Here is a 16,729-nt window from a genome sequence, read left to right on the forward strand (position 1 = left end):
ATGACCACCCTCGACGGCGCGAGATCCGCGCTCGACGTCCTGGCCGCGAGCCGGGACCTGGTCGACCCGGCGCTGCGGGCCGCGGTGGACACGATGCCGGAATCGATGCGGCACATCACCGGCTACCACTTCGGCTGGTGGGACGCCGACGGCGAGCCCACCGCCGCCGACAGCGGCAAGGCGCTGCGGCCCACGCTCGTGCTGTGCGCGGCCGAGGCCGTCGGCGGCGACCCGGCCGAGGCGGTCCCGGCGGCCGTCGCGGTCGAGTTGGTGCACAACTTCTCGCTGCTGCACGACGACGTGATCGACGGCGACCTCACCCGGCGGCACCGGCCGACCGCGTGGACGGTGTTCGGCACCAGCGCGGCGATCCTCGCCGGGGACTCCGCGCTGACCCTGGCGATGGACGTGCTGGCGGGGGCCGACCACCCGGCCGCCGAGCGCGCCACCCGGCTGCTCGCCGCGTGCGTGCAGGAGCTGATCGACGGCCAGGGCAGCGACATCGCCTTCGAGGCCAGGGCCGAGGTCAGCGTCGCCGAGTGCCTGCGGATGGTCGGTTCGAAGACGGGTGCGCTGCTTGCGGCGTCGTGCGCGCTGGGCGCGTTGTTCGGGCGGGCCGACGAGGCCAGGGTGGACAGGCTCGGCGCGTTCGGCCGCCACCTGGGCGTGGCGTTCCAGAGTGTCGACGACCTGCTCGGTATCTGGGGCGTGCCGGAGGTGACCGGCAAGCCGGTGCACTCGGATCTGGTCAGCCGCAAGAAGTCCCTGCCCGTGGTCGCCGCGCTGGCCTCCGATACCGGCGCGGGCCGCGACCTCGCGGGCCTCTACACCGGCGACGGTCCGCTGTCGGACGACCAGGCCCGCGCCGCGGCCGGGCTGATCGAGGCCGCGGGCGGCCGGATGTGGACCGAGCAGCGCGCGGAGGCGGAGCTGGCCGCCGCGCTCACCGAGCTGGCGATGGCCGAGCCCGCGCCGCGGTCCGCCGACGAACTGGCCGCACTCGCCCGGCTGGCGACCCATCGGGATCATTGAGCGTCACCTCGGCGCTCCCCTCTCGTTGACTCCCGGGCACCATGATCGTCTTGTGAGGGGAAGATGAACATCTATCTGGAAGGCGGCCTCTGGGTCATCGGCGCGGCGTCGGTCGCCGCGCTGGTCGCCTACCTGGTCCGCCGCATCGGCGAGACCGACGGCATCGTGGAGAACAACGAGGCCGCGGGCCAGGTGTTCACCATCGTCGGCGGCCTGCACGCGGTGCTGTTGGCCTTCGTGCTGATCTCCCTGTTCGACGGCGTCAGCGCGGCCGAGGACGGCGCCTACCAGGAGGCCGACAGTCTGGTCGCCGCCTACTGGGCCGCCGATTCGCTGCCCGAGCCGACCAAGACCGAGGTCCACGACCTGGCGCGCTCCTACTCGACGACGGTCGCCGACACAGAGTGGCCTTCGATGATCGACGGCACCGACATCAGCGGCGACGGCTGGTCGCAGCTCGACCAGCTGCGCAAGTCCGTGTCGGAGGCCACGGTGACCGACGAGTGGCAGAACGGCCGCAAAACTGAGGCGGCGAGCCAACTCTGGCAGGTCTACCAGGCCCGACAGGCCCGCCTGGACACCGCGGGCAGCGACGGCGTCAGCGGCGTGGTGTGGTTCGCGCTGATCGTCGGCAGCATCCTGTCGGTGGCGCTGCCGGTGATGTTCGGCGGACCGCGACCGGTCACCCACATCATCATCGTGTCGATCCTCGCGGGCACGCTCGCGCTGCTGCTGTTCGCCACCCAGCAACTTCAGAACCCGTACAGCGGCGGCGCCAAGGTCGGCCCCGACGCGTTCCAGATCGCCCAGGAACGGTTGAAATGACCCGGCGGGGTTGGCGCCTGGTCCTGGTCGTCGGGATCAGCGCCGCCGTCCTGCCCGTCGGCTCAGCCGCGGCGGCCCCGGCAGGCTGCGTCGCGTTACAGGTGCAGAGCAACGGCCGGGGCCTGTCGACCCTGGTTTCGGTCGAGCTGCCGAGCGGCCGCTCCCGCACGATCGCGGAGTTGGCGTACCGGGTCAACGCCATCGGGATGTCGGGGAACACGGTCTACGGCATGGCCTCCGGCCATGTGGTGACGATCGCCCGCGACGGGTCCACTGTGGACCACGGCCCGCTCCGCGGCTGGCCGCGCCCGCTGAACGCGGTGGCGGGTGCCGTGTCGGGCACACGCTGGTACCTGCGCGACGACACCGGGCTGTACGCGGTCGACGTGGACCCGCGCAGCCCCCGCTACCTGACGGTTGTGTCCCACGTGTGGCTCTCGGGCTGGGGCTTGGCCCACACCGTCGACGATTTCGACTTCGCCCCGGACGGCCAACTCTATGGAGTCGCCTCGCACGGCAAGCTGGTCTCGATCAACCCGGTCACCGGCCAAGTCCGCCAGAAGAACGGCCCGGACGTCGGCAGATCCGACAGCTACGGCGCCGTCGCCCGCGCGTCCGACGGCTCGCTCTACGTACTGGCCAACGACTACCGCAACCGGAGCGTCTGGTTCCACGTCGCCCTGAGCCCGCCTTCGGTGACGGAGGTGGCGAGCAAGCCGGAGGTCGACCAGACCGACGCCGCGGGCTGCATGCCCGCCCCGCCCGTGCCCCCGCCTCCTCCGCCACCACCCGCGCCCCCCACAACGACGACGCCGCGCCCCACTGTGGCTCCCGTCCCCACGACGACCCCACCGCCTCCACCGCCGACGACCACCTCGCCGACAACACCGCCCCCACCGACAACACCGCCCCCACCGACCACCCCGCCCACGCCACCGCCGTCGACGGTGCCGCCACCTCCAGCCCCCGCGCCGACGCGCAAGCCGTACAAGGCGGCGCCCGCACCCGCACCGGAACCGAAGAACTACCAAGGCCAAACGGACGAGAAGCGCCGTTGGGGCTTGACCGCGTTGATCCTCGTGCTGGGTGGGGGAGCGGCCGCCTCCGCCGCTCGCCGCCGCAGGCACTGACCTTCGGTGGCGCGGAACCACCGCCTGCCCGGCGCCGCGCGCCGAGAGCGGTCCTCCGAACGCGGTTGATCAGCCCTGGATCCGCGGCCAGGCGTGCTGCTCCTCCAACCCGAAAGCCACCTCGATCAACGTCCGCTCATCCCCATAAGCCGCCGAAAGATGCACCCCGATCGGCACTCCCTCAGCAGACATCCCCATAGGCAGCGAAAGCCCCGGCGTCCCCGCGATGTTGTTCAACGGCGTGTAAGCGCAATAAGCCGTCAACCGCGTCAACAGCTCGTCAAACGGCACCGTAGGACTCAAGTGCCCCAACCGAGGCGTCACATGCGCCAATACCGGCGAAAGCACAACCTCATGCCGCGCGAACATAGCCGCGTACGCCTGATGTGTGTTCCGCAGCCGATAAAGCGCCCGCGCCGTCCCCCGCACGTGTCGCCGGTAGTACCCCCGCAACCCCTGCGTAAGCCCATCCAGCTTCCGCGCGTCAAACGACCGGTCCAGCGTGAACCGGCTGAACTTGGCCGCCAGGGTCGCCAGCAATCCCCAGTACAGCGTGAAGTCCGCCGCGAACCGGTCATCCACCGGCAGCGAGATCGGCTCCACATGATGCCCCTGCTTCTCCAGCAGCGAAGCCGTGTGCTCAACCGCCGCCCGCGTCTGCGGGCACACCTCGGCGCCAGTCGCGGTCTCCAACACCAGGCCGACTCGCAGACGTCGCCGGGACGGGCCGAACACCTGTCCGACCGGAGGCAGCGCCGGGTTGCGCCAGTGGTCCTCAACCGCCGCGAAGAAGGCCGCGGTGTCCCGGACCGAGCGGGTGACCACGCCCTCCGAGATCATGTTGATCGGCAGCTTCCCCGCCTGCTCCGAGTCCCGGTGCCTGCCCCGGCTCGGCTTCAACCCGATCAACCCCGCCGCAGCCGCCGGAATCCTGATCGACCCACCACCGTCGTTGGCATGCGCGATCGGCACCGCGCCCGCCGCCACGAGAGCCGCCGCCCCGCCCGACGACGCCCCGACGGAGTACTCCAGATTCCACGGGTTCCGGACCGGGTCCTCGCCCATGTACTCCGTCGACGCGTTGAAGCCGAACTCCGGCATGCGGCTCTTGCCCAGCACGGTCATCCCGGTGCTCAAGTACTGCCGCGCGTATCGGCCGTCAGAAGAAGAAGGCTTCGCGACGTAGGCCGCTGTGCCGTGGTTGCACGGCATCCCCGCCACGTCGGTGTTGTCCTTGACCAGCGTCGGCACGCCGAACAGCGCGGCCTGGCGGTCGCCGGAGCGGCGCGGGCGGTCGAAGGCGGGGAAGGCGACCGCGTTCAGCGTCGGGTCGACCTTCTTGATCCGCTCGATCGCGGCCGACTCGACCTCCTGGACGCTCAGTTCGCCGCGGCGGATCAGGTCCGCGATGCCGACGGCGTCGTGGTCGGCGAGGGCGTCGTCGGTGAAGGCGTGTACGCGGGTCATGGCGGAAGTCTAGAAGAACTTCCAGAAAATGGTAGCCTCAATTCGTGCGGAAACACCGGGCGGGCGCCCAGGCCCGTCGTGACGCCTTGCTCAAGGCCACCGTCGAGGTCGCGGCCGAGCGCGGCATGGCCGGGGTCACCCACAAGGCCGTCACCGACAAGGCGGGCCTCCCACTGGCGACCGTCAGCTACTTCTTCGACTCGATCACCGAGCTCGCCGTCGAGGCGCTGCGGGTGTTCACCGAGGCCGAGACCGCCCAGCAGCTCGCGCTGGCCGCCGCGCTCAAAGACGCCTCGGCCGACGGCGTCGCCACCGCGTTCGCCGCGGCCGCCGCGCCCCGCCTCCCCGAGACCCTGGCGCTGTTCGAGGCGTTCCTGCACGCCGCACGCCACCCCGAGCTCCGCCCCGAGGTCGCCGCGTCCATCGAGGCGATCCGGGCGATCGCCACCGAGGGTGCCCGCGCCGCCGGGTCACCCGATCCGGACGCCGCCGCCTTCCTCGCCCTCGCCCACGGTTTCGCCCTGCACGCCCTCGCCGCCCCCGACACCGTCGCGCCGGACGCACTGCACCGGGCCTTTCGCGCCCTGTTCCTCGGCGGCCTGCTCGACAGCGGCCACACCGACCTCGCCGTGCGGCTGGCCACCCAGGACCGGTGACGGTCAGTGGCCTCTGGTAGACCAGCGGGTATGTCCAGCCCCGACCCCGACGCGCTCTTCCAGGTCGCGGTCGCCAAGAAGCCCGCGACGAAGGGCAAGCAGCAGCCCGCGGCCACGCTGCCCGTCGCCAAGGTCTACGTCGACGTGCCGCTCGCGCACCTCGACCGCACCTACGACTACCTGGTGCCGGACAAGCTCGACGCCGACGCCGTGCCGGGCTGCCGCATCCGGGTCCGCTTCGCCGGGCAGCTCGTCGACGGCTACCTGATCGAGCGGGTCGCCGAGTCCGACCACCCGGGCACCCTCCAGTTCCTCGACCGCGTGACGTCGCCCGAGCCCGTGCTGGCCCCCGACATCGCCCGCCTCTGCCGCGCCGTCGCCGACCGCTACGCCGGGACGATGATCGACGTCCTGCGGCTGGCCATCCCGCCGCGCCACGCGCGCGCCGAGGCGGAGGAAGCCGCGGAACCCGCCCCCCGACCGTCCACACCGGACCCGAGTGGCTGGGCGCGCTACCCCCGGGGCGCCGCGTTCCTCGACGCGGTGAAGGCCGGGCGGCAGGCCAACGCCGTCTGGCAGGCGCTGCCGGGGGAGGACTGGCCCGCCCGGCTCGCCGAGGTCGCCGCGACCGCCGCCTCTGCAGGCCGGGGGGCGATCATCGTGGTTCCCGACCATCGTGATGTCACCCGCGTGCAGGCCGCGTGCGCGAAGCTCGCCGAGGGCGTCGTGGCGCTGTCGGCCGATCTCGGCCCGGCCAAGCGCTACCGGGGCTGGCTGTCCATCCGGCGCGGTGTCAACAACATCGTCGTCGGCACCAGGGCCAGCGCCTACGCGCCGGTGGCCGACCCGGGCGTCGTGATCGTCTGGGACGACGGCGACGACCAGCACTCCGACCAGCGCTCGCCCTACCCACACGTGCGCGATGTCCTGATCCAGCGCGGCACCCTCGCCCACACGACCGTGCTCGTCGCCGGGTTCGCCCGCACCGCCGAGGCCCAGCTGCTGGTCGACTCCGGCTGGGCGCCGGAGATCGTGGCCACGCGCGACGCCGTCCGGGCCGCCGCCCCGCGCGTCACCGCGATCGGTGAGCACGACTCACAGCTGGCCCGCGACCCGGCCGCCCGCACCGCGCGCGTCCCGTCGGTCGCCTTCGACGCCGCCCGCGCCGCGCTCACCGCGGGCCACCCGGTGCTCGTCCAGGTCCCGCGCCGCGGCTACGTCCCCGCGCTCACCTGCCAGGAGTGCCGCACCCCGGCCCGCTGCCGCCGCTGCGCCGGGCCGCTGCACCAGGGCTCGTCCGGTCCGCCGTCGTGCCGCTGGTGCGCCGCCGCCGACGCCAACTACCGCTGCCCGTCGTGCGGCTCCCGCAAGCTGCGCGCGGTCGTCATCGGGGCCAAGCGCACCGCGGAGGAACTGGGCCGCGCGTTCGCGGGCTTCCCCGTCCGCACGTCCGGCGGCACCGAGGTCTTGGCCGCGGTGTCCGACGACCCGGCCATCGTCGTGGCCACCCCCGGCGCCGAACCCGTCGCCCGCTACGGCGCCGCCCTCCTCCTCGACGCGTGGGCCCTGCTCAACCGCGCCGACCTGCGCGCCACCGAGGAAGCCCTCCGCCGCTGGATGACCGCCGCCGCCCTCGTGCGCCCGGCAGGGGACGGCGGCCGGGTCGTGGTCATGGCCGAGTCGGCGACCGTCGCCGTGCAGGCGCTGGTCCGGTGGGACCCGGTGTGGCACGCCCAGCAGGAACTCGGCGCCCGCACCGAACTCGGCTTCCCGCCCGCGGTCCGGATGGCCTCCGTCGACGGCACCCCCAGCGCTGTCGACGCCTTCCTCACCGAGTTCCCGCTCCCACCCACCGGCGAGGTCCTCGGCCCGGTCCCGGTCGGCGACCTCGACAAGGACGGCCAGGCGGTCCGCGAACGCGCCCTGATCCGGGTGATCCGCGGCCAGGGCCGGGCCCTCGCGTCGGCCCTGGCCACGGCCCAAGCGGTGCGGACCGCGCGCAAGGAGCAGTCCCCCCTGCGCGTGCAGGTCGATCCGCTCGACCTGGTCTGATCACTTCGGGAACATCTCGCCCGCGTACAGGACCGTGCCGTCCTCGCTGGTCAAGGTCACCTGGACGTGCTCGGGCGTGGTGTCGGCCGTCGGCGCCAGCGTCTCCGGGATCTCCACCGCGAACCCGGAGTCGGTGATCGGCACCGACACCTGCGCGGACTCGCCCGCCGTGACCGCCATCGCCGCGACCTCCGGCTGCACGAATCCCACGATCCGCGCGCCCTGGCCAGGGGCTGCCTTCACCACCTTCGCGTAGCGCAGCCGCCCGGGCCGCACGGCGTGGCCGGGAGCGACCTCGAAGGTCGACCGGTTCGGCTCGGTGACGCACACCCCGACGAGATCGCCGAGCCGGGCGGTGACCACGCGGTGCCCGCCGACGGTCGTCGTCGCGCCGGGCCGCCACGACTCCATGTCGGCGGGTTGCGGCTGCGTCCGGCTGAGGCAGTTCCCGAGCCAGGCGCCCGCCAGCGACGTCCGCTCGCCCGGCGCGAGCGGACGGTCGAACACCGACACCGGCGCTCCTTCCGGCCGGGGCAGGTCGAGCACCTGCCTGCCGGGGACGCCCGGCCCGGACGGGCTCACCCGCCACACCACGGTCGGGTCCGTCGGCAGCGTCGGCAGGACCCACATGCCGTCGCGGACATCGGCCTGCCGGACCTTGCCGTCCCACTCGACCGTCACCGAAGTCCACTTCTCGTCGGCGATGCCGCCCGCGCCGCCCGAGTCGGTGAGCAGCAGGGCGGCGGTTCCGGTGCCGTCGGCGTGGTTGGGCTTCGCCGTCGGATCGGAGACCGTCACCGAGGTCACCGTGGTCTCGCAGAACACGGGCGTGGCGCCCGCGCGGAACCCGATCACCGACTTCCCGGCCTCGCGCGCGGTGACGACGGCCCGCCAGAGCGCCCGCGCGGGGTACCGGTCGGACCTGCCCGTGCCGACCAGCGCCGCCCAGCACCGGTCGAGGTCGGTGCCCGCGTTGGGCGCGATCTCCGGGCCGCGGGCACCGGGGCTCTGGCTGTCCCCGCTGGTCAGCGATGTCGCCCAGCCGCCCGCGATGACCGCCGCGATCGCCGCGGCGACGGCGAGCCGGGTGCGGAGCCGCCGATCGGGTGCGGGCGCGTCGCCGAACGTCCTGGCCAGGATCCGCTCCCGGACGCCGGCGGGCATGGTCCGCCGCGGCGGCAGGTAGGGCTTCCAGTCCTCGGTCACCTCGACCCCTCCAGCTTCGTGCGCAGACGGGCCCGCGCCCGGGACAGCCGGGAGCGCACGCTCACCTCGGCCACCCCCAGCAGCAGGGCGGCGTCCGCGGTCGACACCTCGCCCAGCAGGCACAGCTCCACCGCCTCCCGCTCGGCCTTCGGCAGTCCGCGCACGGCGTCGGCGACCTCGCGGGTCCGCCGGTCGCTGTCGACGCGCCTTGCCACCGCGTCGGCGTGGTCGGCCTCGGTGTCGTCGAGCGGTACCCGGCGCAGCGCGCGCAGGAACCGGGTCGAGCGGCGGTTCTCGCTGCGCGCGATGTTGCCCGCGACCGCGTAGAGCCACGGCAGCGCGCTGTCGCGGACCAGCGTCACCTCCCGGCGCCGCGTCCACGCGGTGAGGAAGGTGGCCGAGGCGATGTCCTGGGCCTGGCTCCACGAGCCGGTCAGCCGGTAGCCGTGGTTCCACAGGGACTCGACATGCCGCTCGAACAGCACCGAGAACGCGGACTGGTCGCCCGCGGCCGCCCTGTCCCATAACAGTGCGTCCGTCTCGGAGACGGTGTGCTCGCTCAGCGTCGCCCCCTGACCTGATCGCGCGATGGTCGTCACGATAGGAGGTGTCCGATCACGGCCGGGGCGTTGCGTGGCGATCGGGTGAATAGACTGGCTCGACCGCCCCGCCCGTCCGAGAGGAGCCCCGTGACCGTCCAGCCGATCCGCCTGTTCGGCGATCCCGTGCTGCGCACCCCCGCCGTCGAGGTCGTCGACTTCGACCAGGAGTTGCGGAACCTGGTCAAGGACCTCTGGGACACCATGGAGTCGCAGGGCGGCGCCGGGCTCGCCGCGCCGCAGGTCGGCGTGGGGCTGCGGGTGTTCACCTACCACTGCGACGGCGCCATGGGCCACATGGTCAACCCGGTGTGGACCTCCGTCGGCGACGACGTCCAGGACGGCCCCGAGGGCTGCCTGTCGATCCCCGGCTACTCGTGGGACTGCCGCCGCCACCGCAACGTCGTGGCGCGCGGGTGGAACATGCACGGCGAGCCGCTGGAGATCGAGGGCAGCGACCTGCTGGCCCGCTGCATCCAGCACGAGACCGACCACCTCGACGGCGTGCTGTTCCTCGACCGCCTCGACGACACCACCCGGAAGCAGGCGATGAAGGAGATCCGCGCGGCCGAGTGGTTCGACGGCGCGGTGCCCACCCTCAAGCAGAGCCCGCACTCGTTCTTCGGGGCGCGCTGATGCGGCTGGTGTTCGCGGGCACGCCCGAGGTCGCCGTCCCGTCGCTGCGCGCGCTGCTGGCCTCCGACCACGAGGTCGTCGCCGTCGTGACCAGGCCCGACGCGCCCGCGGGCCGCGGCCGCAAGCTGATGCGGTCGCCGGTCGGCGAGTTGGCCGACGAGCACGGCATCGAGGTGCTCACCCCGGCCAAGGCGTCGGACAAGGTGTTCCAGGCGCGGCTGCGCGAACTCGAACCGGACGTGTGCCCGGTGGTCGCCTACGGCGCCCTGCTGCCGCAGTCCGCGCTCGACATCCCGCGCCTCGGCTGGGTCAACCTGCACTTCTCGGTCCTGCCCGCCTGGCGCGGCGCGGCCCCGGTGCAGGCGGCGGTCTACCACGGCGACGAGATCACCGGCGCCAGCACGTTCCGCATCGTCAAGGAACTCGACGCCGGACCGGTGTTCGGCGTGCTCACCGAGCCCATCCGCCCCGACGACACCGCGGGCGCCCTGCTCGACCGGCTCGCCGAGGCGGGCGCGGGCCTGCTGGTGTCTACTGTGGACGGGCTGGCCAACGGCGGCATCGCCGCGGTCGAGCAGCCCGCCGAGGGCGTCAGCTACGCGCCGAAGATCTCCGTCGACGACGCCAAGGTCGACTTCACCCTGCCCGGGCTGGCCGTCGACCGGCGGATCCGCGCGGTGACGCCGGAGCCGGGCGCGTGGGCGGAGTTCCGCGGCGAACGCGTCAAGCTCGGCCCCATGACCAGGGCCGAGGGCGTCGAGGCCGCGCCAGGGGAGTTGGTCGTGGAGCGCAAGCGCGTCCTCGTCGGCACCGCCACCTGGCCGCTGAAGCTCGGCGAAGTACAGGCCCAAGGAAAGAAGCGCATGCAAGCGACCGACTGGGCGCGCGGCAGCCGAATCGAAGCAGGAGAGCGACTTACGTGACGCAGCCAGGCAAGCGAGCGCACCGGCCGTCCAGGCCGGGCAAGGCGAGGCCACCGCGCCGCCCGGACACCCCGGAACGCCCCCCGGTGGACGACCCGGCCCGCCGCGCCGCGCTCGACACGCTGAAGGCGGTGCGCGCCGACGACGCCTACGCCAACCTCGTGCTGCCCAAGCTGCTGCGTGAGCGCAAGATCTCCGGGCGCGACGCCGCGCTGGCCACGGAGCTGACCTACGGCACGTGCCGCGCGCTGGGCCTGATCGACCAGATCCTCGCCGAGTGCGTCGACCGCAACATGTCCAAGGTGGAGCCGCCGCTGCTCGACGCGCTGCGCCTGGGCGCCTACCAGCTGCTGCGCACCCGGATCCCACCGCACGCCGCCGTCGCGTCCACTGTGGACATAGCGAGGGCCGACCACGGCTCCCGGGTCACCGGCTTCGTGAACGCCGTGCTGCGCAAGGTCTCCGAGCTCGACGAGCAGGCGTGGCTCGACAAGCTCGCGCCAGACGCCGCGGAGGACCCGGTCGGCAACCTCGCCGCCCGCCACGCCCACCCGCGCTGGATCGCCCGCGCCTTCGCCGACGCGCTCGGCACCACCGGCGACGAACTCGGCGCCGCGCTGAAGGCCGACGACGAGCGGCCCGCCGTGCACCTGGTGGCGCGGCCGGGCGAGGTCAGCGCCGACGAACTGGCCGCGATGACCGGCGGCGACGTCGCGCCGTACTCGCCGTACGGCGTGCGGCTGGAGGCGGGCGCGGGCGACCCCGGCGACATCGACGCGGTCCGCGAGCGTCTGGCGGGAGTGCAGGACGAGGGCAGCCAGCTGTGCGCGCTCGCGCTGACCCGTCCCGAGATCGAGGGCCCCGACGAGCGCTGGCTCGACCTGTGCGCCGGTCCCGGCGGCAAGGCCGCGCTGCTCGGCGCGCTCGCCGCGATCAACGGCGGCACCGTGGACGCCGTCGAGCAGGCGCCGCACCGGGCGCGGCTCGTCGAGCAGATCACCCAGGGTCTGCCGGTGAAGGTGCGGGTCGCCGACGGCCGCAGCTCCGCGCTGGACGGCGGGTACGACCGCGTGCTCGTCGACGCGCCGTGCACCGGCCTGGGCGCGCTGCGCCGCAGGCCGGAGGCGCGCTGGCGCAGGCAGCCGTCGGATGTGGGCGACCTGACGAAGCTCCAGCGTGAGCTGCTGACCTCGGCGGTCGGCCTGGTCCGGGAGGGCGGCGTGGTGGCCTACGTGGTCTGCTCGCCGCACCTCGCGGAGACCGTCGGCGTGGTCAACGACGTGATCCGCAAGACCGGGGTGACCGCGATCGACACCCGCGAGTTCTTCCCCGACGTGCCCGACCTCGGCGACGGTCCGTTCGTGCAGCTGTGGCCGCACCGCCACGGCACCGACGCGATGTTCTGCGCGCTGCTCCGCAAATGAGGGTGCTTGGCCTGGTCGCCGCCGCGGGCGGCGGCGTCGACCGCCGCCTGCGCGTCGAACTCGCCGAACCCGCCACCGCCCGCGGCTGGCGGCTCGCGATCACCCTCACCCCCACCGCGGGCCGCTGGATGGACGCGGTGGGGGAGACGGCGCGGCTGCAGGCGCTGACCGACCTGCCGGTGCGCAGCGTGTCGCGGCTGCCGTCGGAACCCAAGCCGTACCCGATTCCCGACGCGTTCCTGTTCGTGCCCGCCACCGCGAACTCGCTGGCCAAGCTCGCGCTGGGAATCGCCGACAACCAGGCCCTCACCGCTCTGGGCGAGGCGCTCGGCACCCCGGGTGTCCCGATGGTCGTCCGGCCGCAAGCCGATGCCGCCCAACGTGCCCATCCCAGGTGGGCATCACATGTGGACACGCTGATCGCCGCCGGGGTACACATCGCCGACGGCGCGGCGACCGACCCGTGGGAGCCGCTGTTGGACTTCCTGGAGGGTCTGTGAGCAAGGTCGCGATCATCGCGATGGGCGGCACGATCGCCATGTCGCCGAGCACCGCGGGCGGCGTGGTCCCCGCCCTCGGCGCCGACGACCTGGTCGCCGCGGTCCCCGGCCTCGCGGAGCTGAACGTCGACCTGACCGCGTGCACGCTGCGTTCCCTGCCCAGCCCCTCCCTCGGCTTCGACGACCTTGTCGCCCTGTCCCACGCGGTGCGCGCCGAGATCGAAGCCGGTGCGACCGGCGTCGTGGTCACCCACGGCACCGACACGATCGAGGAGACGGCGCTGTTCCTCGACCTCACCGTCGACAGCCCCGCCCCCATCGTCGTCACCGGCGCCATGCGCGCCCCCGCCTCAGCGGGCGCCGACGGCCCCGCGAACCTCTACGCCGCCATCCGCGTCGCCCTGTCGCCCGCGGCCCGCGGCCTGGGCTGCCTGGTCGTGATGTCCGACGAGGTCCACGGCGCCCGGTTCGTCCGCAAAAGCCACACCAGCAGCACCGGCGCCTTCGTGTCCCCGGGTTTCGGCCCCCTCGGCCTGATCGTCGAGGGCGAACCCCGCCTCCGCGGCACCCCCCGCGTGGCCCTGACCCTCCCCGCCACGGACGCCATCACGAGACTCCGAGTCGGCCTGGTCACCATCGCCCTGGGCGACGACGGCGAACTCCTCCGCCGCGCGGGCGACGCGTTCGACGGGATCGTCATCGCGGGCTTGGGCGCGGGCCACGTCCCCGCCGGAATGGTGCCGCTCGTGGCGGAGTTCGCCGAGCGTATCCCCGTGGTCCTGGCGTCGCGGACGGGTTCGGGCTCGGTGCTGCGCCAGACCTACGGCTACCCCGGCTCGGAACGCGACCTGCTCGACCGCGGCCTCATCCACGCCGGTTTCCTCGACCCGGCGAAGGCGCGGATCCTCCTGCAACTCCTCCTGGCCGACGGCGCCGACCGGGACCGCATCGCGGCCACGTTCGATCTGTACCGCTGACGCGGGCACGCAGGCGACTCGCCCGGCTACCCTGGATGACATCGGGCAAGTCCGGCTTGACCGTGAGGAGGGCCTCGGTGACCGACCTGTCGAAGGTTCAAGCCCCAGCGTCCGCTCCAGTACCGGATCACCGCTCGGGCTCGCTGTGGCCCGACGGCGCGCTCTGGGTGATGTTGGCCGCGGCGTCGGGCGCGATCGGCAACGCGACGTCGGCGATCCTCCGCGACGTGTGGAAGTCCGTCTTCCGGGGTCGGTCCGCGGACTTCAACGCCGACGAGATCCTGGTCGCCCTCGCCTTCCGGGCGATCGTGACACGGTGCCGCCAACTCGACGTCCCGCCGCCTTCCGGGCGCATGAGGACCCAGGTCTGCGACGCGGGCGGCACCTGGGAGTGCACCTTCACCTCGGGCGAGTTCACCGCGGTCGTGCGGCTCCGCCGAGTCGACGGCAGCGGCGCCGACTTCCGGGTCTGGCTGCACGCGCCGACGGACGCTCCGGCGAATCACGAGCTGGGTGCCATCCCTGGGCTGATCGCACCTTCGCCCGACGCGCGGCGCAGGAGGCTCGGCTTGGGCGATCCGGAGCTGAAAGACCCAGGCCCGCGTCTGTTCGACTAGTGGTCGAACTCGCGCGACGAGGTGGTCGACGTTCGGCTTGAATGGGGCACATGGACATCACCCCCGCCCTCAGCGACTACCTGCTCGCGCACTCCACGCCCGCCGACGAACTCCTGCGCGACCTCGCAGCGGAAACAGCCGAGGCCTACCCCGACGCCTCCGTCATGCAGATCTCGCACGACGAGGGCGAGTTCTTCACCATGCTCGTGCGCATCCTCGGCGCCAAGAACGCCGTCGAGGTCGGCGTCTTCACCGGCTACTCCTCGATCTGCGTCGCCCGCGGCCTGCCGGACGACGGCAAGCTGATCGCCTGCGACGTCAGCGAGGAGTGGACGTCGATCGCCCGCAAGTACTGGGAGCGCGCCGGGGTCGCCGACAAGATCGACCTGCGCATCGCCCCCGCGATCGAGACCTTGCGCGCCCTCCCGACCGACCCGGTGATCGACTTCGCGTTCATCGACGCCGACAAGGAGGGCTACCCGGACTACTACGAGGAACTCGTGCCCCGCCTGCGCCCCGGCGGCGTCATCGCCCTCGACAACGTCCTGCGCGGCGGCCGCGTGGTCGACGAGTCCGCGGAGTCCGCCGCCGACGCGGCGATCCGCCGGGTCAACGACATCGTCGTCGCCGACCCCCGCGTCCACTGCGTCATGCTCCCCCTGCGCGACGGCGTCACGCTGGCCCGCAAACTCTGATCACACCCGCCAGGGCGCGTCGGCCGGGAACCCGGTCCACCGCAGCTGCGGCGGCAGGTGGCTCATGTCGTTGAACACCAGCACCGCCGCCGGAAGCCCTGACGCGTAGCGGATCACGGTCAGCGCCGCGTGGCAGTGGTTGAGCCCCAGCCACCGCCACGGCGGCGCGCCCACCGCGGCCCGGACCAGCCAGGCGATGAGGAAGTTGTGGGTCACCACGAGCTCGTGCCGGTCCTCGCCAGCAGGCCCGGTGAACTGGTCCAGCGCAGCCTGCGCGAGCGCGGGCCCTTCTGCGGTGTCGAACTGGTCGAGAAACCCGAGGTAGAGGTCGGCCGACTCGGCGGGCAGCTCCGCCCGGTCCGGCACATACGGCACGTAGTCCCCGGCCGCGGTGTTCGCCCGCGCCTCACCCCGCCCCATCCCCGCACACACCAGCCGCGCGGTCTGCGCCGCCCGGTTGAGCGGTCCATGGTGGACAGCGGCGAACGGGACGCCGCGGAGCCGCTGCCCGAGCAGTTCGGCTTGGCGGCGGCCGTCCTTGGTCAGCTCGACCTCGTCGTCAGTCGCCTCGGCGTGCCGGGTCAGATAGAGGGTGCGCGTTGCCACACCCGTACCTGACGCGCATGAGTCGATCAGGTTGTCGCTAGGGCTTCGGCAACGAGACCAACGGCACCACCAGCATCCCGACGACGCGGGCTTCGCTGCCCCGGGCGCCCGTGCGGCGAGGAAGAGCGCGGCCCCACCGCGACCGCGGCGAAGCCCACGGCCGCGATCACCGCTGGGTGTCCATCCGATCTGTCCTGCCCAACACGAACGCCGCGACGACCAGCGCGATGAGCAGTCCACCCGCGACGGCCGTCGGCACTCGTGCGGATCTGGCGAGTTCATCAGTGCCCCAGGTGGACTGTGGCACCCGCCACGGTCGGGTGATATCGGTTTGAGTGACTTTGCATCAGAGTGCATAATCATCCGCATGACGGTTCGGATCGCGGTCGCGGGGGCCAGTGGGTACGCCGGGGGAGAGCTCCTGCGGCTCCTGCTCGCGCACCCCGACGTGGAGATCGGCGCGCTCACCGCCGGTGGCAGCGCGGGCACGCGCCTGGGCCAACACCAGCCACACCTGCTCCCTCTCGCCGACCGCGTCCTCGAAGAGACCACCGCCGAAACCCTCGCCGGGCACGACGTCGTCTTCCTCGCCCTCCCGCACGGCCACTCGGCCGCCATCGCCGCCCAGCTCGACCCGGCCACCCTGGTCGTCGACTGCGGTGCCGACCACCGGCTGACCAGCGAAGACGCCTGGGACCGCTGGTACGGCGGCGCCTACGCCGGGCACTGGCCCTATGGCCTCCCCGAACTCCCCGGCGGCCGCGAAGCCCTCACCAACACCAAGCGGATCGCCGTCCCAGGCTGCTACCCGACCGTCAGCTCCCTCGCCCTGGCGCCCGCCATGGGCCTGGTCGAGCCCGAGGTCGTCGTGGTCGCCGTCTCCGGCACGTCCGGCGCGGGCAAGAGCCTCAAGCCCAACCTGCTCGGCTCCGAGGTCATGGGCTCGCTGTCGGCCTACGGCGTCGGCGGCGCCCACCGGCACACCCCCGAGATCACCCAGAACCTCAGCGCCGTGGCGAACACGCAGGTCAGCGTGTCCTTCACGCCCGTGCTCGCGCCGCTGCCCCGGGGCATCCTCGCCACCTGCAGCGCCACCCTGAAGGACCCGAACGCCGACGTCCGCGGCGCCTACGAGAAGGCCTACGCCGACGAGCCGTTCGTCCACCTGCTGCCCGAGGGCCAGTGGCCGACCACGGCCGCCGTCCTCGGCTCCAACGCCGTGCAGCTCCAGGTGGCCGTCGACGCCGACCTCAACCGGCTCGTCGTGGTCGCCGCCATCGACAACCTCACCAAAGGCACGGCGGGTGCCGCCGTGCAGTCCATGAACATCGCGCTCGGCCTGCCGGAGACCACCGGCCTGTCCACTGTGGGAGTCGCACCGTGA

The 16,729-nt window shown here is 73.0% G+C and carries 17 protein-coding genes; 13 read left to right on the forward strand and 4 right to left on the reverse strand.

All coding sequences use genetic code 11. The features are described 5' to 3' along the window. The 3 genes from ACSHT8_RS34770 (at nucleotide 1) to ACSHT8_RS34780 (ending at nucleotide 2,987) form a co-directional block, all read left to right on the forward strand. A complete protein-coding gene (locus tag ACSHT8_RS34770) occupies nucleotides 1–1,032 on the forward strand; it encodes a family 2 encapsulin nanocompartment cargo protein polyprenyl transferase (RefSeq protein ID WP_436496367.1) in 1,032 nt (343 codons plus the stop codon). Between the two features lie 63 nt (nucleotides 1,033–1,095). Further along, complete coding sequence (locus ACSHT8_RS34775) at nucleotides 1,096–1,857, forward strand: hypothetical protein (protein WP_436496369.1); 762 nt, start codon at nucleotides 1,096–1,098, stop codon at nucleotides 1,855–1,857. Next, a complete protein-coding gene (locus ACSHT8_RS34780) occupies nucleotides 1,854–2,987 on the forward strand; it encodes a DUF6923 family protein (RefSeq protein WP_436496371.1) in 1,134 nt (377 codons plus the stop codon). Before ACSHT8_RS34775 ends, ACSHT8_RS34780 begins: the two co-directional genes overlap by 4 nt. 69 nt (nucleotides 2,988–3,056) lie before the next feature. Here the strand turns inward: ACSHT8_RS34780 and ACSHT8_RS34785 are convergent, their stop codons facing one another. Further along, nucleotides 3,057–4,454 (reverse strand): amidase, encoded by a 1,398-nt coding sequence (locus ACSHT8_RS34785; protein ID WP_436496373.1) that lies wholly within the window; start codon nucleotides 4,452–4,454, stop codon nucleotides 3,057–3,059. A gap of 44 nt (nucleotides 4,455–4,498) precedes the next feature. On the opposite strand from ACSHT8_RS34785, the gene ACSHT8_RS34790 reads away from it, so the two are divergent. Beyond that, nucleotides 4,499–5,110, forward strand: coding sequence for a TetR/AcrR family transcriptional regulator (locus tag ACSHT8_RS34790; protein WP_436496375.1), 612 nt, complete (start codon nucleotides 4,499–4,501; stop codon nucleotides 5,108–5,110). A gap of 30 nt (nucleotides 5,111–5,140) precedes the next feature. Then, the gene (locus ACSHT8_RS34795) at nucleotides 5,141–7,162 is read left to right on the forward strand and encodes a primosomal protein N' (RefSeq protein ID WP_436496377.1); all 2,022 of its coding nucleotides are present in this window, start codon (nucleotides 5,141–5,143) and stop codon (nucleotides 7,160–7,162) included. On the opposite strand, the gene ACSHT8_RS34800 is transcribed toward ACSHT8_RS34795, so the two are convergent. Both ACSHT8_RS34800 and ACSHT8_RS34805 read right to left on the reverse strand, forming a co-directional pair. After that, complete coding sequence (locus ACSHT8_RS34800) at nucleotides 7,163–8,368, reverse strand: hypothetical protein (RefSeq protein WP_436496379.1); 1,206 nt, start codon at nucleotides 8,366–8,368, stop codon at nucleotides 7,163–7,165. Then, nucleotides 8,365–8,958 carry an RNA polymerase sigma factor gene (locus tag ACSHT8_RS34805; protein ID WP_436502252.1) on the reverse strand — a complete coding sequence of 198 codons (594 nt, stop codon included), beginning with the start codon at nucleotides 8,956–8,958 and terminating at the stop codon, nucleotides 8,365–8,367. Before ACSHT8_RS34805 ends, ACSHT8_RS34800 begins: the two co-directional genes overlap by 4 nt. A 99-nt stretch (nucleotides 8,959–9,057) precedes the next feature. Here ACSHT8_RS34805 and def point away from each other — a divergent pair, with 99 nt between their 5' ends. From def to ACSHT8_RS34840, 7 genes are all read left to right on the forward strand, one after another. Beyond that, nucleotides 9,058–9,603 carry a peptide deformylase gene (gene def / locus ACSHT8_RS34810; RefSeq protein ID WP_436496381.1) on the forward strand — a complete coding sequence of 182 codons (546 nt, stop codon included), beginning with the start codon at nucleotides 9,058–9,060 and terminating at the stop codon, nucleotides 9,601–9,603. Beyond that, complete coding sequence (fmt, locus tag ACSHT8_RS34815) at nucleotides 9,603–10,526, forward strand: methionyl-tRNA formyltransferase (protein ID WP_436496383.1); 924 nt, start codon at nucleotides 9,603–9,605, stop codon at nucleotides 10,524–10,526. Before def ends, fmt begins: the two co-directional genes overlap by 1 nt. Further along, nucleotides 10,523–11,950: an RsmB/NOP family class I SAM-dependent RNA methyltransferase gene (locus ACSHT8_RS34820; protein ID WP_436496385.1), complete on the forward strand. Its 1,428-nt coding sequence runs from the start codon at nucleotides 10,523–10,525 to the stop codon at nucleotides 11,948–11,950. Before fmt ends, ACSHT8_RS34820 begins: the two co-directional genes overlap by 4 nt. Then, complete coding sequence (locus ACSHT8_RS34825) at nucleotides 11,947–12,450, forward strand: flavoprotein (protein WP_436496387.1); 504 nt, start codon at nucleotides 11,947–11,949, stop codon at nucleotides 12,448–12,450. Before ACSHT8_RS34820 ends, ACSHT8_RS34825 begins: the two co-directional genes overlap by 4 nt. Beyond that, nucleotides 12,447–13,427: an asparaginase gene (locus tag ACSHT8_RS34830; protein ID WP_436496389.1), complete on the forward strand. Its 981-nt coding sequence runs from the start codon at nucleotides 12,447–12,449 to the stop codon at nucleotides 13,425–13,427. Before ACSHT8_RS34825 ends, ACSHT8_RS34830 begins: the two co-directional genes overlap by 4 nt. A gap of 77 nt (nucleotides 13,428–13,504) precedes the next feature. Next, nucleotides 13,505–14,044, forward strand: coding sequence for a hypothetical protein (locus ACSHT8_RS34835; RefSeq protein WP_436496391.1), 540 nt, complete (start codon nucleotides 13,505–13,507; stop codon nucleotides 14,042–14,044). Between the two features lie 50 nt (nucleotides 14,045–14,094). Continuing rightward, nucleotides 14,095–14,739, forward strand: coding sequence for an O-methyltransferase (locus ACSHT8_RS34840; RefSeq protein WP_436496393.1), 645 nt, complete (start codon nucleotides 14,095–14,097; stop codon nucleotides 14,737–14,739). Here the strand turns inward: ACSHT8_RS34840 and ACSHT8_RS34845 are convergent, their stop codons facing one another. Continuing rightward, nucleotides 14,740–15,345: a histidine phosphatase family protein gene (locus ACSHT8_RS34845; RefSeq protein ID WP_436496395.1), complete on the reverse strand. Its 606-nt coding sequence runs from the start codon at nucleotides 15,343–15,345 to the stop codon at nucleotides 14,740–14,742. Between the two features lie 367 nt (nucleotides 15,346–15,712). On the opposite strand from ACSHT8_RS34845, the gene argC reads away from it, so the two are divergent. Then, nucleotides 15,713–16,729 (forward strand): N-acetyl-gamma-glutamyl-phosphate reductase, encoded by a 1,017-nt coding sequence (gene argC, locus ACSHT8_RS34850; protein ID WP_436496397.1) that lies wholly within the window; start codon nucleotides 15,713–15,715, stop codon nucleotides 16,727–16,729.

The organism is Actinokineospora sp. HUAS TT18 (genome assembly GCF_051364635.1).
Taxonomy (GTDB): Bacteria; Actinomycetota; Actinomycetes; order Mycobacteriales; family Pseudonocardiaceae; genus Actinokineospora.

Bases quoted from the DNA above. Each gene is read 5' to 3' on its own strand.
- fmt (WP_436496383.1), top strand. From the start codon at position 9,603: ATGCGGCTGGTGTTCGCGGGCACGCCCGAGGTCGCCGTCCCGTCGCTG.
- ACSHT8_RS34825 (WP_436496387.1), top strand. From the start codon at position 11,947: ATGAGGGTGCTTGGCCTGGTCGCCGCCGCGGGCGGCGGCGTCGACCGC.
- argC (WP_436496397.1), top strand. From the start codon at position 15,713: ATGACGGTTCGGATCGCGGTCGCGGGGGCCAGTGGGTACGCCGGGGGA.
- ACSHT8_RS34775 (WP_436496369.1), top strand. From the start codon at position 1,096: ATGAACATCTATCTGGAAGGCGGCCTCTGGGTCATCGGCGCGGCGTCG.
- ACSHT8_RS34840 (WP_436496393.1), top strand. From the start codon at position 14,095: ATGGACATCACCCCCGCCCTCAGCGACTACCTGCTCGCGCACTCCACG.
- ACSHT8_RS34795 (WP_436496377.1), top strand. From the start codon at position 5,141: ATGTCCAGCCCCGACCCCGACGCGCTCTTCCAGGTCGCGGTCGCCAAG.
- ACSHT8_RS34770 (WP_436496367.1), top strand. From the start codon at position 1: ATGACCACCCTCGACGGCGCGAGATCCGCGCTCGACGTCCTGGCCGCG.
- ACSHT8_RS34780 (WP_436496371.1), top strand. From the start codon at position 1,854: ATGACCCGGCGGGGTTGGCGCCTGGTCCTGGTCGTCGGGATCAGCGCC.
- ACSHT8_RS34785 (WP_436496373.1), bottom strand. From the start codon at position 4,454: ATGACCCGCGTACACGCCTTCACCGACGACGCCCTCGCCGACCACGAC.